At 65.0% G+C, this 16,887-nt stretch carries 10 protein-coding genes; 4 read left to right on the top strand and 6 right to left on the bottom strand.

Annotated elements, in window-relative coordinates; genetic code table 11:
- Positions 1–149 precede the first annotated feature (149 nt).
- Positions 150–4,883: a glutamate synthase large subunit gene (gene gltB / locus QA645_RS38205; protein WP_283046215.1), complete on the bottom strand. Its 4,734-nt coding sequence runs from the start codon at positions 4,881–4,883 to the stop codon at positions 150–152.
- 492 nt (positions 4,884–5,375) lie between these two features.
- On the opposite strand from gltB, the gene QA645_RS38200 reads away from it, so the two are divergent.
- The gene (locus tag QA645_RS38200) at positions 5,376–6,152 is read left to right on the top strand and encodes a hypothetical protein (RefSeq protein WP_283046214.1); all 777 of its coding nucleotides are present in this window, start codon (positions 5,376–5,378) and stop codon (positions 6,150–6,152) included.
- A gap of 252 nt (positions 6,153–6,404) precedes the next feature.
- On the opposite strand, the gene QA645_RS38195 is transcribed toward QA645_RS38200, so the two are convergent.
- Entirely contained in the window at positions 6,405–7,175 is a 771-nt protein-coding gene (locus tag QA645_RS38195; protein WP_254195749.1) for an alpha/beta hydrolase, read from the bottom strand.
- Between the two features lie 221 nt (positions 7,176–7,396).
- Entirely contained in the window at positions 7,397–7,858 is a 462-nt protein-coding gene (locus QA645_RS38190) for an Hsp20 family protein (protein ID WP_283046213.1), read from the bottom strand.
- 236 nt (positions 7,859–8,094) lie between these two features.
- Here QA645_RS38190 and QA645_RS38185 point away from each other — a divergent pair, with 236 nt between their 5' ends.
- Positions 8,095–9,042 carry an alpha/beta hydrolase gene (locus QA645_RS38185; protein ID WP_283046212.1) on the top strand — a complete coding sequence of 316 codons (948 nt, stop codon included), beginning with the start codon at positions 8,095–8,097 and terminating at the stop codon, positions 9,040–9,042.
- 169 nt (positions 9,043–9,211) lie between these two features.
- On the opposite strand, the gene QA645_RS38180 is transcribed toward QA645_RS38185, so the two are convergent.
- On the bottom strand, positions 9,212–12,019 hold the full coding sequence (locus QA645_RS38180) for a di-heme-cytochrome C peroxidase (RefSeq protein WP_283046211.1): 2,808 nt from the start codon (positions 12,017–12,019) through the stop codon (positions 9,212–9,214).
- Between the two features lie 175 nt (positions 12,020–12,194).
- Positions 12,195–13,991, bottom strand: coding sequence for an adenylate/guanylate cyclase domain-containing protein (locus QA645_RS38175; RefSeq protein WP_283046210.1), 1,797 nt, complete (start codon positions 13,989–13,991; stop codon positions 12,195–12,197).
- Positions 13,992–14,213: 222 nt separating this feature from the next.
- On the opposite strand from QA645_RS38175, the gene QA645_RS38170 reads away from it, so the two are divergent.
- The gene (locus QA645_RS38170) at positions 14,214–14,846 is read left to right on the top strand and encodes a LysE family translocator (RefSeq protein WP_283046209.1); all 633 of its coding nucleotides are present in this window, start codon (positions 14,214–14,216) and stop codon (positions 14,844–14,846) included.
- A gap of 126 nt (positions 14,847–14,972) precedes the next feature.
- On the opposite strand, the gene QA645_RS38165 is transcribed toward QA645_RS38170, so the two are convergent.
- Positions 14,973–15,725 carry a sulfite exporter TauE/SafE family protein gene (locus tag QA645_RS38165; protein ID WP_254134570.1) on the bottom strand — a complete coding sequence of 251 codons (753 nt, stop codon included), beginning with the start codon at positions 15,723–15,725 and terminating at the stop codon, positions 14,973–14,975.
- Positions 15,726–15,821: 96 nt separating this feature from the next.
- On the opposite strand from QA645_RS38165, the gene QA645_RS38160 reads away from it, so the two are divergent.
- Positions 15,822–16,712, top strand: coding sequence for a LysR substrate-binding domain-containing protein (locus QA645_RS38160; RefSeq protein WP_254195744.1), 891 nt, complete (start codon positions 15,822–15,824; stop codon positions 16,710–16,712).
- Positions 16,713–16,887 lie beyond the last annotated feature (175 nt).

Genomic DNA, 16,887 nt, shown 5'->3' with positions numbered 1-16,887 from the left:
CGAAGTCCCTGCCGCTTGGTCGTTTGTTCTCTAGCTAAACCCTCATCCTGAGGAACGCGGAACGCGCGTCTCGAAGGATGAAGGCCCGGCTGGTGGTCTCATGGTTCGAGACGGCGCTTTCGCACCTCCTCACCATGAGGCTCTTGTATTTACGCCCCGATCGCGATTTTCGGCTCGGCGTCCGCGTTGGCGGCCATCTCACGCAGCGCGCGCCGGTACTCGACCGGCATCACCTTGCGGAATTTGGGCAGCCAGTCCTTCCAATTGGCAAGGATGTCGGCGGCGCGCTTGGAACCGGTCGCCTTGGCGTGGCGCGAGATCAGGACGTGCAACCGCTCGACGTCGGAATCGAGCAGGTTCATGAACACGTCGACCCGGCCGTGCGCCTCGAGGTCACCGGAGTGGTGATAGGTGCCGGCGTTGATCAGCTCTTCCGACAGCACCGGCTCGAGCTCGACCATCGCCATGTTGCACAGCTTGTCGAAGTCGCCGGTCTCGTCGAGCACATAGGCGATGCCGCCCGACATGCCGGCTGCGAAGTTGCGCCCGGTCTTGCCGAGCACGACCACGATGCCGCCGGTCATGTATTCGCAGCAATGATCGCCCGCGCCTTCGACGACGGCGACCGCACCCGAGTTGCGCACGGCGAAACGTTCGCCGGCGACGCCGCGGAAGTAGCACTCGCCCTGGATCGCGCCGTACATCACGGTGTTGCCGACGATGATGCTCTCTTCGGGCACGATGCCGCTGTTGGCCGGCGGCTTGACGATGATCTTGCCGCCGGAGAGACCCTTGCCGACATAGTCGTTGCCTTCACCTTCGAGCTCGAAGGTGACGCCGTTGGCGAGCCACGCACCGAAGGCCTGGCCGGCCGTGCCCTTGAGGCTGACGTGGATGGTGTCCTGCGGCAGGCCGGCATGGCCGTAGATCTTGGCGACCGCGCCCGACAGCATCGCACCCGCGGAGCGGTTGGTGCTGTTGATCGTGGCCTCGATCTTCACCGGCGCGCCGCGATCGAGCGAGGGCTGTGCCTTCTCGATCAGCGTGCGATCGAGCACCGCCTCCAGGTGATGGTTCTGGCGCTCGGAGTGATAGATCTTCTGGCCCTTCTCTTCCTTCTGCTTGACGAACAGCTTCGAGAAATCGAGGCCCTTGGCCTTCCAGTGCGCCACCAGCCTGGTCTGGTCGAGCAGCTGAACCTGGCCGATCATCTCGTTGAAGGTGCGGAAGCCGAGCGAGGCCATGATCTCGCGGACTTCTTCCGCGACGAAAAAGAAGTAGTTGATCACGTGCTCGGGCTGGCCGGTGAAGCGCTTGCGCAGGACGGGGTCTTGCGTGGCGACGCCGACCGGGCAGGTGTTGAGATGGCACTTGCGCATCATGATGCAGCCGGCCGCGATCAGCGGCGCGGTGGCAAAGCCGAACTCGTCGGCACCGAGCAGCGCGCCGATCACGACGTCACGTCCGGTGCGGAAGCCGCCGTCGACCTGGACCACGATGCGGCTGCGCAGCCGCTCGCGCACCAGCGTCTGGTGGGTCTCGGCAAGGCCGATTTCCCACGGCGAGCCGGCATGCTTGATCGAGGTTAGCGGCGAAGCGCCGGTGCCGCCCTCGAAGCCCGCGATGGTGACATGGTCGGCGCGCGCCTTGGCGACGCCCGCGGCCACCGTGCCGACGCCGATCTCGGAGACGAGCTTGACCGAAACGTCGCCCGTCGGGTTGACGTTCTTGAGGTCGTAGATCAGCTGCGCCAGATCCTCGATCGAGTAGATGTCGTGGTGCGGCGGCGGCGAGATCAGGCCGACGCCCGGGGTCGAGTGACGCACCTTGGCGATGGTCGCGTCGACCTTGTGGCCGGGCAGCTGGCCGCCTTCGCCGGGCTTGGCGCCCTGCGCCATCTTGATCTGCATCATGTCGGAGTTGACGAGATACTCCGTGGTGACGCCGAAGCGGCCCGATGCGACCTGCTTGATCGCCGAACGCATGCTGTCGCCGTTCGGCATCGGCTTGAAGCGGTCGGCTTCCTCGCCGCCTTCACCGGTGTTCGACTTGCCGCCGATCCGGTTCATGGCGATCGCCAATGTCGTGTGCGCCTCGCGCGAGATCGAGCCGAAGCTCATCGCGCCGGTGGCGAAACGCTTGACGATGTCCTTGGCCGGCTCGACCTGGTCGAGCGGGATGGGCTTGCGCTTCTCTTCGTCGGCGTTCTTGATCCGGAACAGGCCGCGCAGCGTCAGCAGACGCTCCGACTGCTCGTTGAGGATCTTTGCGAAGGCGCGATAGCGCTCCAGCGAATTGCCGCGGGCGGCATGCTGAAGCAGCCCGACCGATTCCGCGGTCCAGGCATGATCCTCGCCGCGGCTGCGATAGGCGTATTCGCCGCCGACATCGAGCGCGGTCTTGTAGACCAGCGCCTCGCCGAACGCGTCGGCATGACGGCGCACCGCTTCTTCGGCGATCTCGGCAAGGCCGACGCCCTCGACGCGGGTGTGCGTGCCGGCGAAGAACTTGGCGACGAAGTCCGCCTTGAGGCCGACCGCGTCGAAGATCTGCGCGCCGCAATAGGACTGGTAGGTCGAGATGCCCATCTTGGACATCACCTTGAGCAGGCCCTTGCCGATCGACTTGATGTAGCGCTTGACGATCTCGTAGTCGTCGAGCGAGCCGGGCAGGCGGTCCTTCATCGCGACGATGGTTTCGAACGCCAGATAAGGATTGATCGCTTCGGCGCCGTAACCGGCCAGGCAGGCGAAGTGATGCACTTCGCGCGGCTCGCCGGATTCCACGACGAGACCGACCGAGGTGCGCAGGCCGGTGCGGATCAGATGGTGATGCACCGAGGCGCAGGCCAGCAGCGACGGGATCGGCACGCGGTCCGTGCCGACCATGCGGTCGGACAGGATGATGATGTTGACGCCCTCGCGCACCGCACTCTCGGCGCGCGCGCAGAGCTCGTCGAGCACCTGGTCCATGCCGGCCGCGCCGAGACCGGCGTGGAAGGTCGTGTCCAGCGTGCGCGACTTGAAGTGCGACGCGGCCACATCCGAGATCGAGCGGATCTTTTCGAGATCGGCATCGGTCAGGATCGGCTGACGCGCTTCCAGACGCTTGGTGGTGGCGAGGCCCTGCAGGTCGAACAGGTTCGGCCGCGGTCCGATGATGGAGACGAGGCTCATCACCAGCTCTTCGCGGATCGGATCGATCGGCGGGTTGGTCACCTGCGCGAAGTTCTGCTTGAAGTAGGTGAACAGCGGCTTGGCCTTGTCCGACAGCGCCGAGATCGGCGTGTCGTTGCCCATCGAGCCCGCGGCTTCCTCGCCGATGGCCGCCATCGGCGTCATCAGGATCGCGATGTCTTCCTGGCTGTAGCCGAATGCCTGCTGGCGATCCAAAAGCGACAGGTTCGAGCGCACGCCGGTGGTGGGCACCTTCGGCAGCTCTTCCAGCACGATCTGGGTCCGCTCCAGCCACTCCTTGTAGGGATGGCTCCGGGCAAGCTCGGCCTTGATCTCGTCGTCGGGGATCAGGCGGCCCTGCTCGAGGTCGACCAGCAGCATCTTGCCGGGCTGCAAGCGCCACTTGGTGATGATCTGGTCCTCGGGGATGGTCAGCACGCCCATTTCGGACGCCATCACGATGCGGTCGTCCTTGGTCACGAGATAGCGCGCCGGCCGCAGGCCGTTGCGGTCGAGCGTGGCGCCGATCTGGCGGCCGTCGGTGAACGCGATCGCGGCCGGGCCGTCCCACGGCTCCATCAGGGCGGCGTGATATTCGTAGAAGGCGCGGCGCTTCTCATCCATCAGGGGATTGCCGGCCCACGCCTCCGGAATCATCATCATGACGGCGTGCGGCAGCGAGTAGCCGCCCTGCACCAGGAATTCGAGCGCGTTGTCGAAGCAGGCGGTGTCCGACTGGCCTTCATAGGAAATGGGCCAGAGCCGGTTGATGTCCTTGCCGTACAGCTCGGAGCTCACCGAGGCCTGGCGCGCCGCCATCCAGTTGGTGTTGCCGCGCAGCGTGTTGATCTCGCCGTTATGCGCGATCATGCGGTAGGGATGCGCCAGCGACCACGCCGGGAAGGTGTTGGTCGAGAAGCGCTGGTGAACGAGCGCGAGCGCGCTCTCGAAATCCTTCTCGTGCAGATCGGGATAATACTTGCCGAGCTGGTCGGCGAGGAACATGCCCTTGTAGATCACCGTGCGGCAGGACATCGAGCACGGGTAATAGCCCGCAAGCCCGCGGTCGCGGCGCTGGTAGATCGCCTGCGAGATCGACTTGCGCAGGATGTAGAGCCGGCGCTCGAACTCGTCCTCGGTCTTGGCCACCCCGTTGCGGCCGATGAACACCTGCATGCAGGCGGGCTCGGTCGGCTTCACGGTGACGCCGAGCGAGGAATTGTCGGTCGGCACGTCGCGCCAGCCGAGCAGGGTCAGGCCCTCTTCCTTGATCTGGTCGGCGATGATGCTCTTGATGACGTTGCGCCAGGCGGTGTCGCGCGGCATGAACAGCGCGCCGATGGCGTATTCGCCGGGCGCGGGCAGCGCGAAGCCGAGCTCCTTGGCCTTGCGGCTGAAGAAGGCGTGCGGGATCTGCACCAGGATGCCGGCGCCGTCACCGGCGCGCGGGTCGGCGCCGACGGCGCCGCGATGCTCGAGATTGCAGAGGATGTTGAGCGCGTCCGAGACGATCTCGTGGGACTTCTTGCCCTTGATGTTGGCGATGAAGCCGACGCCGCAGGAGTCTTTCTCCAGGCTCGGATCGTAGAGGCCTTCGGCGGGCGGGCGCGAATTGTGTTCCTGAATCGGATCGGTCGTTTTCGAGGCGACCGTCGCCGACAGCTCTTCTGCCACGATGTTTGCGCGCTCGAATTGCGACCCGTTCATTGTTCCAATCCTCTCCATGCGGCAAGCTGCCTCACCGCTATCTTCGGCGCACCTTGGGCGTTCCGCGGCACCCGCCTCTGGGTCACCGCTCGTCCGTTGCGAGCCGCATTTTCTTAAATTCAGGCCTAGGCGTTCTTCGTCCCCGAGAACGGCTTTGCCTGGTACCTTGCCGGCGCTCGAAAGTGCCGGTTTTCGCTGCAATCCCTGTGCCGGAATCGCGAGCAAAATTGAGACAGTCTTCCTGTCCTAACCATCACCTTGCCAAATTTTTGTCTATCACACAAGCGCGTGGAAGTCCCGATTCCCGATATGTCAATCAATCGCTTTCCGAAAGTTGCGCGGCCCCGGTTTTGAAGTAAACGCGCCCTGTTCCGGCCCAAGCGCCGCCGAAATCCCGGATGAAGCTTCACCTCAGCCCTTCGAAAGGCGCGCCACGCCGCAAGAAGCGAAAGAGCGCGACCCTCCGAACGGCCTGACAGGAGCGTGTCGACCATGAAGTTTTTCACAGGATGTGTGGCCGCGGCCACGCTGGCGCTGGCGGCAACCGCTGCTCAGGCCCAGGTTCCGGCGAGCGGTATGTCCGGCGGGGCCATGATTGCGGTGTCGGATTTCGAGGGGCCCTACGGGCCGCCGGTCGTCGCGCCCCCGCCACCGCCGCGTTACGGCCAAGGCTACGGTTACGGCTATGGCTATGAGGAGCGCGGCCCGGCCCCGGCGTTGCTGCCGGCCACCGAGGTCTATGCGGTGCTGCGCGAGAACGGCTTCTCGCCGCTCGGCATCCCGCGCCTGCGCGGCGCCGTCTACACCATCGCGGTGATCGACCGTCGCGGCGACGACGGCCGGCTCGTGATCGATGCCCGGGACGGAAGAATTTTGCGCTTCATGCCGGCCGCTGATGCCTATGGCATGGCGCCGGCCTATGAGGAGCCTTCGGTTTCACCTTACCGGCCGCAAAGCGCGCTGCCGCCGCCGACCATGGTTCGTGGCGGCCCGCCGCGCCCACCGGCGTCGATCCCGCATGTCGCCAGCCGCACCGTCCCGTTGCCGAAGGCGGCTCCGCCGCGCGCCGAGACCCCGGTGGCTGCCGCGAAGCCCGTCGAGCCGACGACACAGCCTGCCCAGGCGCCGCAAGCGCAGCCTACGCAGCAGACGGCCGCCGCGCAGCCCAAGCCCGCCGAGGCCGCGCCGCAGGCAACTGTCGGTCAGGCCAAGCAGCCAGCAACGATCCAGCCGACGCAGGAGATGCCCGCGGCACAGGGGCTGGATTGATCTGCTGCGGTTAGTGAGACGCGAGCTGGCGCAACACTCATAGTGTCGTCCCGGCGAACGCCGGGATCCATACCGCGTGATCTATCGGTGGGGATGAGGTGCGAGTCGCGGACTACGACTTTTCGCCAAACTTCTCCCTGTGGTTATGGGTCCCGGCGTTCGCCGGGACGACGATGGGGAGAGAGCGAGCCAAACAACAAAACAAGAGGCGCCTGAGCACTCAGGCGTCTCCTGCGTTTCAGCGATCGCCGCTCAGCTGCGCGGATACCCCGCGGCCTCCAGGATCAGATTCGCCACCTCCTTCGGATGCGACACCAGCGAGAGGTGGCCGGCGTCGAGCTCGATCGTGGTCGCGTTCATGCGCTTGGCGAGGAAGCGCTCGAAATCGGGGTTGATGGTGCCGTCGTTCTTCGACACCGCGTACCAGCTCGGCTTCGAATGCCAGGCGGCTTCAGTGGTGCGGCCGGCGAAGATCGAGGCGGCCGTCGGCCATTGCACCGCGTAGAGCTCCTTCGCGCGTTCCGGCGCGACGCCGTTGGCGAAATATTTCAGGAAGGCGTCTTCCGAGAGCTTGGTGTAGCCGTCGCGCTCGACGATGCCGGCGCGCGCGGGTCCCGTGGGAAACTGCTTCGACAGTGCGACGAAATCCTCGTTGGCATCGGGAGCGCGCGCGGCGATGTAGACGAGGCCGGTGACCTTCGGATCCGTACCGACCTGGCTGATCACGGTGCCGCCCCAGGAATGCGCGACCAGCACGGTCGGACCGTCCTGTTCGGCCAGCACGCGCTTGGTCGCCTCGACCGACTCGGCGAGCGATCCCAGCGGATTCTGCACGGCCGTGACGTTGAGGCCTGCGGCCTGAAGGATCGGGATCACCTCCGACCAGCTCGAGCCATCGGCCCAGGCGCCATGCACCAGCACGACGTTCTTCGCCTTCACCGTCTGCGGGGTTTGCGCATGGGCAAGGCTGATGGGGGCCGCCAGCAGGCTCGCGGCGACGAAAAGGCTGCGCCAGAAAGTCACGATCGTTCTCCGTCTTGTTTTGGGTTCGATGTCCAAAGGACGGAGCGTGAGGGCGCGGCGTTACGCGCTCACCGTTCTGTGATGCGATGCAAAAAGGCTAATCAAACAACCGGTGTCGTCCCGGCGCAGGCCGGGACGATGATGGGGAGAGAGACGACATCAACAACGAAAAACGCCCCGGGGCACCGGGGCGTTCTCGTAACCTGGAAGTTGCTGCGTGCTTAGGCGGCGACCGAGCTCTCGATCACCTGCGCGGACTGCACGCCGCTGTTGATCGCGATCTGGCGCGGCTTCTTGGCTTCGGGAATCTCGCGCACGAGCTCGACATGGAGCAGGCCGTTCTCGAGCGAGGCGTCCTTCACCTGCACGAAGTCGGCAAGCTGGAAGGCGCGCTCGAAGGCACGGGCGGCGATACCGCGGTAGAGCACTTCGGACTTCGAGTTCTCGTTGGCGACTTTCTCGCCCTTGATCGTCAGCGTGTTTTCCTTCGCGACGATGGAGAGCTCATCCTTGGCGAAGCCCGAGACCGCAACGGTGATGCGGTAGGCGTTCTCGCCGGTACGCTCGATGTTGTAGGGGGGATAACCGGGGCTGCCGTCCGAGCTCGTCTGGTCGAGCAGGTTAAAGAGACGGTCGAAGCCGACGGTGGAACGATAGAACGGGGTGAGATCGTAGGTACGCATGGTCTAGTCCTCCATTGAGCGACTGTTTTCGGTAACCCGCCCGCCAATCGGGCCGGGCTTTAGTCTGTGTGCAGCCTGATGTTCCGGTTCCGAAACACTGGTAGCGGCCTGCACCAAGGTGATATGGGTGAGTCCAGACAGCGTTCAAGAGGGCGGCACTGGCGCCTTTTCGGCGCTCCCGCCCCTTGATTTGCAGCACTTGAGTTACAGCACTTGGCGCCCACGCACTCCCGATCATGACGCTGGTCTCGATTCCGTCCAATCCCGTTCCCGAAGACGTCGTCAGCGGCACCATCAAGACGCCCGACGGCGTCGAGCTGCGCTTTGCGCGCTGGGCGCCGCCGGCGAACCGCAAGGGCACCGTCTGCGTCTTCACCGGGCGCAGCGAGCAGATCGAGAAATATTTCGAGACCGTACGCGATTTGCGCGACCGCGGCTTTGCGGTGGCGACGTTCGACTGGCGCGGGCAGGGACACTCCTCGCGCCGCCTTCGCGATCCGCGCAAGGGCTATGTGCGCAACTTCGCCGACTACGAGATCGACGTGGAGACCTTCGTGCAGCAGGTGGTGCTGCCGGATTGTCCGCCGCCGTTCTTCGCGCTGGCCCATTCGATGGGTGGCGCCGTGCTGCTGCGGCTGGCGCATGCGCAAAAGCGCTGGTTCGACCGCATGGTGTTGTCGGCGCCGATGATCGACCTGCCCGGCCGCTCCACCTCGTTTCCGGTGCGGATGTTGTTGAGGACGATGCGGATGCTGGGGCGGGGCGGCGGTTATGTTCCCGGCGGCAGCGACCACCTCACCGGGCTGTCCCCCTTCATCAACAATCCGCTGACCAGCGATCCCGTGCGCTATGCGCGCAACGCCGCGATCCTGGAGGAGGACCCTACGCTCGGCCTGGCGTCACCGACGGTTGCCTGGGCCGATTCCGCGTTCCGTGCGATGAACACCTTCAAGGGCATGACCTACCCGTCCGAAATCCGGCAGCCGATCCTGATGCTGGCGGCCTCCAACGACACGGTCGTTTCAACGGCTGCGATCGAGGAGTTCGCCTACCATTTGCGCGCCGGCTCCCATCTCGTGATCGCCGGCTCGAAGCACGAGATCCTGCAGGAGCAGGACCGCTACCGTTCCCAGTTCTGGGCCGCGTTTGATGCGTTCGTGCCGGGCACGCCGCTGTTCAAGTGAGATGCATCCGCGAAGGCGGTGTGCTCCCTCGCCCCGTTCTTACGGGGAGAGGGTTGGGGTGAGGGGCTTCTCTCCGCACGCGAGATCGTTGTGAGACCTGTACCCCCTCACCCGGATCGCCGAGGCGATCCGACCTCTCCCCGCAAGCGGGGCGAGGTAAGAAGGTCCGCTAAAGCGTCTTCAGATACTCGATCAAATCGTAGCGCTCTTGCTCTTTGAGCACGCGGCCGATGGTCCCGTCCTTGCCGGGGCCCGGCGTGCCATCGAAGGAGTGGCCGGCATTGCTGTTGCCGAACATCTCGGTGCCATCAGCCGCGCGCGTCGAGAAGCGCGACTGCCCGGTCTTGCAGCTCTCGCCATCGGCGACGGCGAAGCCGACCTGCTTTGGATCGTAGTCGCGACCACCGCCCATGCAGAACGATTTGGGGCGTTCGGCGGCAGGGCTCAGCATCCACCAGAGCGAGGGCACCGATCCATTGTGCAGGTAAGGCGCGGTGGCCCAGACGCCGTTGAGCGGACGCGCGCGATACCACGGCCCGGGCTCGTTCTTCTCGGCCGGCTGCGGACCGGAATTCGGGCAGTTCTTGCGCGCACCCCACCAGGCGTCCTGAACCTTCGGGGGAATCTTCGCATCGTCCATCGCCTTGCGGCTGACGATGTCGACGAGCACCATCAGGCCGACCGAGTACGGCATGTCGGTTGACGAAATATCCGGCAGATTGCAACGCCACCAGGTATTGAGGTTCTGCGTGGGATCGAGCTTGAGGAAGCCCGGCACCTGCACCGTCCGGGTCGCCAGCACGCTGGCCTGAGAGGGATCGGTCCCCATGCCTTTGACGCTTTTCTGCACCTCGTTCAGGAATTTCTCATTGCCGATGGTCTCCCACCGTGACGAAGACCAGATGCTCTGGTCGGGAAATTCGCTGTCGAACACGGGATCGTTGACCGGGCCAAGATGGCATTCGACGCAGATCTCCGCATAGAGCTTGCGGCCGCGCTTGACGCGCTCGCCGTCGATCTTCCACGCGGCATCGCCGAAGATGTCCGAGGGCCATTTCGGTGATGTCAGTCCGGAGAGCTGCTTCTTCGGATAGGGCGCCGACCCCTTCAGCAGATCCTCGATCCAGTTCAGGTTCTTGATGTCCATCGACGAGCGGAACAGCGTGTCCTTGGGCGTAGTGTCGGACAGGTTGAGCAGCGCGGTCACGCCCAGCGCTTCGCCGGCGTTGCGGATCAGCGGTTGCTCGATGGACGCGTCATATTGCGCGTATTTGAGCCAGGGCACGGTCCAGATCGGCGGGAAGCTGACCGGCGCGTCCTTGGCATGCAGATTCTTCTCGAAGCCGCTGAGGCCGCTCAGCGTCATGTCCTGGGAGAACACCTGGTTGCCGATGCGGTTGAGTGCGTCGAGGCGGCCATAACCTTCCTCGGTGTCCTGCTGTTGCTCGTCCCGCTTCGTCTTCTCGTTGAACCGCGTCTTGCCTTCGATCGTCTTGCTGTAGGTCGCTTCCCAGTCCTTCAGGAACGTGCCGATCGCGCTCAGCTTCTGCTTCAGCGCATCGCGATCCGCATCGCTGGCGGAGGGGCCGAGCACGCGGTCGGCGAAGCGCGTGAAGCGCCCCGGCACGAAGAGCGTGTAGGCGATCGACAGGCCGGTCGTGATCTCGAGCTTCCGCAAGTCGGTCATCGCCGGGCCGCCGTCGAAGCGGATGTCGATGCCCTTGTAGTGGATCTGGCCGGTGTGGCAGGCGGCGCAGGTCAGGCCGATCCGGTCCTCGCCGACCTTGCCGGTCGCTGGATCCGGCACGCCGGTCATGCGCGCAAAGCCGACGGGCAGGCCGTCGACGTTTTCGGCCTGGGCGCCCCAGTCGACCGGCGGATCCCAAAGCCGCGCCGGCACCGGCTTCGTCTTGTCGTAGACGTTGGCATAACCGAACCGGCGCAAGGTGGCGTCGTCGGTGTTGATCGTCTGCGGGCTGGGGATGAAGCCGAAGCGCTGCAGGTGGTCGCTGTCATGGAGCATCCCGGGCTTTGCGAAGAAATGCAGCCGCGGCTGCTCGAGCGCCATGAACCAGCTATAGGGCACCGGGAAGGTCGCGGTGCCCTGGCTCGCGTGATGAAACCAGTGCCGGTCCTCCAGCGCCCAGTTCTGCTCGAGCCAGTAGGCGGCGTGGGGCTCGACCAGCTTCGGCAATGGCGGGGCCACGAGTTGTCCGACGACGTTGGGCAGCATCGGCTGGAATTGATCGGGAAAGCGCAGCGCGACGATGCCAAAGAGGACGAGCGCAGCGACCAATCCGCCGGCCGCGCGCAGGATCAGCGAGGGCGGCTTGACCGGCTGGCTGACGACCCGCTGGGTGATCCTGTCGGGGAATTTGCGCTCGTTGAACAATGTCCTCACCTCGGCCACGCTGAGATAGCGGTCATCACCCTGACCCTTGCCCATGATCTTGAGCAGGACCGGCCATTCGAACTTCATCAGGATCCGGTAGTACCAGCGCGCCTGATTGCCGGCGCGTTTGAGATTGTCGTTCATGAAGGTCTGGATTTGCGAGGCGTTGAGCCCGGTCTCGGTGCCGCCATCGGGATCGGTGTAGCTGCCGCCGAAACTGGCGAGCCGCGCAATCTCGTCCTCGTTGACGCGCCCGTCGACGCCGAGGATGCGCGAGCCGGCACCGAGCTTGTCGAGCGGGCCGCCGCGCAGGCCATTGAGTTGCGCGCCCCAGAAGATGCTTTGCAGGATGTGACAGGCGCCATTGGCGATCAGCGCAACGCCGCGGACCTGGACACGGGCCGAGACCTTGTTCAGCCCGGTCTCGCCGCTTGCATTTGCGATGGTCTGCGACAGCGTTCGGAGCGGGACGGTCCCGCCGTCGACAAAACCCTCGCCGACGAGGCCGCGCAGGAACGGGCAGGGATTGTTCGGCGAAACCTGGATCGAGGGGTTGAAGGGGGGCTTCGAGACGGAATCGTTCATGGCCCAAAAATCCTGAAAACAGCGAATCGTGAAATGCAGACGCGCCGATCAAGCGCGGAAAGTCCTAACAAACCGACAGCAACCTATACTACTTCAGCGTGTGGCGAAGTGTGGCTGAATTCACTGTCGTGTCAATAAAACTGGGCGAGAGATCGCCGCCCGACGGCCGTTGCCTTCACGACTCGGCGGCGCGTTTGACGTCGCTTTGGACCAGCGTGAGCTTGCTGGCCGGGACGGCCGCCTTCAGGAGCCCGTCGCGGTAATGCGCGATGTCCTCGGGCCGCTTCCAGTGAAAATTCCGCAGATGGCGGTCGACATTCAGGGTCGGGTAATTGCCCATCAGCACGCCGGTCGCTTCCGTCGCCTCGTCGGTCCGGCCCAATTGCGCCAGCGCCGCAGCGCGGATCGCCAGCGCCTGCATGTGGTTAGGGTTGATGTAGAGCTGCTCGCGCGCCCATGACAGCGTCGCGTCATATTGCCTGAGCAGATAATGGCTGAAGGCGTTCAGCGCGGCCCATTGATAACGCGGGTCGCCGTTGTCGCGCTGGGCGGCCATCGAGAACAGCTCGATCGCCTGGCGGTGCTCGCCGATGACGAAATGGCAGATGCCGAGCACGCCGCGTGCGCCCATGTCGTAGGGGTTGAGCGCGACGGCGCGCTTGGCCGCGTCCATCGCGGCCTCGTCATGGCCTTCCATCGCGTGCGCCCAGGACAGGATGGAAAACGCAAAGGAGGAGCGCGGGTCGAGCCGGACGCTGGTCTCGGCCAGCTGCATCGCCTCAGTCCACATCTCGCGCGTGCCCTTGACCCAGCCGAACTGGATGCTCTGGATCTGGATCGTGGCGAGATAGGCGTGCGCGATCGACAGTTTTGGGTCGAGCGCGATCGCCTCCCGGAACAGGGCGACGGCGATGCCCATATCTTCCTTGGTGTGCCGGTAATAATGCGACAGGCCCTTCAGGAAGCGGTCCCAGGCGGTGATGTCGGTGGTGGGGCGCGCGGGCGCGGAGGCCTCGGCCCGGACGATCTCGGTGGCGATCGCCGCGGACAGGTTGGTCGTGATCTCGTCCTGCATCGCGAAGAGATCGCCGATGTCGCGGTCGTAACGGCCGGTCCAGAGCTGCTCGCCGGTCTCCGGCGCGATCAGCTCGGCAGTGACGCGGATCTTGGCGCCGGCGCGCCGCACCGAGCCCTGGATCAGATAGGTGGCGTCGATCTCGCGCGCGATCACGCGGGTGCTGACAGTCTTGCCCTTGAAGGGGAAGGTCGAGTTGCGGCTCAGCACGCGGTAGAATGATTGCAGCGACAGCGCGTGGATCAGATCCTCGGTCAGGCCGTCGGAGAAATATTCATCCTGGGCGTCGCTGAGATTGGCAAACGGCAGCACGCCGACGATGGCTGTGCGGTATTGCTGCGAGAGTGCGGACCCTTCCTTCAGCTCGGGCGCGAGTGCAGTCGCGCCGTCGGGCGTCCAGGTCCAGACCCCGATCGGATCCTTGATGTTCTTGAAACGGTGGTTGCCGCCATCGACCAGCGGCACGGTGAGATGCTTGCTGGCCTCGCGATAGGCCTTGGTCGAGATCGCGAACCCGCCGGGGCTCGACACCGACTCGAGCCGGACGGCGATGTTGACATCGTCGCCGAACACCTCGTCCTCGTCGGCGATGACGTCACCCATATGGATGCCGAGCCGGAATTGCATGGTGCGTTCGGCAGGCAGATGGTGATTGCGCTCCGCCATCAGCACCTGCATCGCGATCGCGGCCTCGGCGGCGCCGACGATGGAGGGGAATTCCAGCAGGAAGCCGTCGCCGGTGTTTTTGACGACACGGCCGCCGTGATTGAGGATGATCGGATGGATCGCGCTGCGATGGGCCTTGAAGGCGGCATGGGTGCCGGCCTCGTCATGGCCCATCATCCGCGAATAGCCGGCGACATCGGCGCAGACGATGGCGGCCAGACGTCTTTCCATATCCTCGGAGCTCCAACGGAGAGGGGATAGCCACCGCGTGGCAGGCGCCTCGAATCCCGCGTGTCAAAACCCTGCCTTTATAGAGCAGATGGCGCCGAGCGAAAGTGTGATCCGCATTGCAAATTCGAGGTAAATTCTCCGCAATCGCGGCAGTGGACGGCGGGACGCGAACCGACTAAGGGCAGCTCTTGAGACGAACGGTCGCAGCGTCGGGTCACTGACATGCTGGGTATTCACGAAATCTGGCTCTTCGTCCTGTCGGGCGTGCTGCTCAACATCACGCCGGGGCCGGATTCGGTCTATGTGATCGGCCGCAGCATGCAGATGGGCTGGCGCGGCGGGGCGGCGGCCGCCTTCGGCATCAGTTGCGGCTGCTTTTTCCATGTGGCGGGCGCCGCAATCGGCCTTTCGGCGCTTCTGATGGCCTCATCCACCGCATTTTCGATCCTGAAGCTGGTCGGTGCGGCCTATCTGGTCCTGACCGGGCTCCAGATGCTGTGGTCGCGCCCGGCGCTGGTGGCGGTTAAGGACGAGGCCGAGCGGAACTCGCTGCGGCGGGTTTTCCTCCAGGGCGTCTTCACCAACGCGCTCAATCCCAAGGTCGCGCTGTTCTTCCTGGCTTTCCTGCCTCAATTCGTCGCAGCCGATGCGCCCCACAAGCCGCTCGCCTTTCTGACGCTCGGCCTGATCTTCATCTCCACGGGCACGCTGTGGTGCCTGGTGCTGGCGCGGTTCGCGGCCAAGGCCGCCAACCGGCTGCGGCAGTCGGAAGGCGTGATCGCCTGGGTCAATCGGACGCTGGGCGGCCTCTTCATCTATCTCGGTATCCGCGTCGCCATGCTGGAGACGCGCTAGCTCGTCCGAACGGATGATGCAGGCTTCGTAGGGTGGGCAAAGGCGCACTTGCGCCGTGCCCACCACCTCTCTCGGTTACAAAAAATGCGTGGGCACGCTTCGCTTTGCCCACCCGACAATTCTTCCTTACGCAAATTCCTTCAGCAGCGCGCTGCCGGCGAGATAGACGCCGAGCAAGATCATCGCGACCAGGAACCAGCGGCGGAACGCCTCCGCCGGCATTTTCGCCCGCACCGACTGGCCGACGAACATGCCGGCAAAGGCCATGGCCATCGCCACCGTGCCCGGCACGGCATTGGCTGGCGTCAGCAGGCCGCCGGCGGTGAGATTGAAGGCGAGCGCCAGCGTTGCGGTGGTGAAGAACACGCCGAGCGCCTGCACCAGCTCGTCCTTCTCCATGCCGATCGCCTGCATGAACGGCATCGAGGGGATCACCTGCACGCCGGTCGAGGCCGAGATCACACCGGTGATCACGCCGACCACGCCGCCGACCCATTTCTCGTTCTGCGGTGCCACGTGGAATTTGAATTTGCTGAGGCCGATGATGGCGTAGATCACCAGCAGGATGCCGAGGACCACGGTGCCGTAGCGGGCATAGGGCCCGGTCAGCGCGCCGGCATTGAGCCAGCATCCGACCACGGTGCCGATCATCAGCGGCCACAGCCGCCTCAGGATGTCGCGTAGATGAGGGCCGACGAAGGTCTGCCAGATGTTGGTGACGATGGCGGGCACGATCACGATGGCGATCGCGCGGCTCGGCGCCATGTTCACCGCGAGCAGGCCCATGGACACCGTCGGCAGGCCGAGCCCGACGACGCCCTTGACGAAGCCGGCGACCAGGAAGACGGCGGCGATCAGAATGAGAAGCGGATCAATCATGCGAGCCACATTGACCGAAGCTGCGCCCAGGCACAATCTGGAGGTTACGGAGACAGCCTTCGTTGACAGCGAAGGCTCATTTTGGAGGAAGCAAAGGTGCGCTTCGATCTCGTCGATCTCCAGCTGTTTATTGCGGTCGCCGACCAGCGCAGCATCACCCGCGGCGCGGAGCGGTCGCATTTGGCGCTGGCCTCCGCCAGCGCGCGGATCAAGGGGCTCGAGGATGCACTTGGCGTCGCGCTGCTCAAGCGCGGGCGCCGCGGCGTCGAATTGACCGCGGCCGGCGAGAGCCTGCTGGATCACGCGCGGCTCGTGATCCACCAGATCGACGCCATGCGCGGCGATCTCGCGGGCTTTGCCAGCGGCGTGCGCGCCAGCGTGCATTTCCTCGCCAACACCTCGGGCCTGTCGGAGCATCTGCCGAAGGCGCTGGCCGGCTTCCTGCGCGAGCATCGCGACGTCGCCATCGACATCGAGGAGCGCGAGAGCACCGACATCGCGGCCGCGATCACCGCGGGCGCCGCCGACCTCGGCTTCGCCGCCGAGCACGCGTTGCCCGATCATGTCGAGCGTTTCGTGTTCAGCGAGGATCGCCTGACGCTGGTGACCTCCAAACGAGGCCCGTTCGCCGGCCGCCGCCAGATCGATTTTCAGGAGGCCAACGCCTGCGAGTTTGTCGGCCTGACCAGCGCCACCGCGCTTCAGATGCATATTTCAAAGCACGCCGCGCGGCTCGGCATGCGCCCGCATTTCCGCGCGCGCCTGCGCGACTTCGATGCGATCTGCCAGCTGGTCTCGGCCGATGTCGGCGTCGCATTGGTCCCGGAATCCGCCGCCCGCCGCTGCGCCAAACTCATGCCGCTCGCCATGGTCCGCCTGCGCGACGCCTGGGCCAATCGCCGCCTCGTGATCTGCGCGCGCAGCTTCAAGGCATTGCCAAAGCCGGCCAAGATGCTGGTGGAGCATTTGAGGGCGGCTGCGGTGTAAGATGACTCTTACCCTCCCCTGGAGGGGGAGGGTCGTTCGCGCGAAGCGCGAGCGGGGTGGGGTGATCTCTCCACTCGGGCACTGTTGGAGCTGGAGAGACCGTCACCCCACCCCGGCTCACTTTTCGCTGCGCTCAATGTGAGCCGACCCACGAGCGAGCTACGCTCGTCTCGGA

The organism is Bradyrhizobium sp. CIAT3101 (assembly GCF_029714945.1).
Taxonomy (GTDB): domain Bacteria; phylum Pseudomonadota; class Alphaproteobacteria; order Rhizobiales; family Xanthobacteraceae; genus Bradyrhizobium.
The sequence above is the reverse complement of the archived record's forward strand: the minus strand, read 5'-3'. Positions and strand labels throughout refer to the sequence as shown.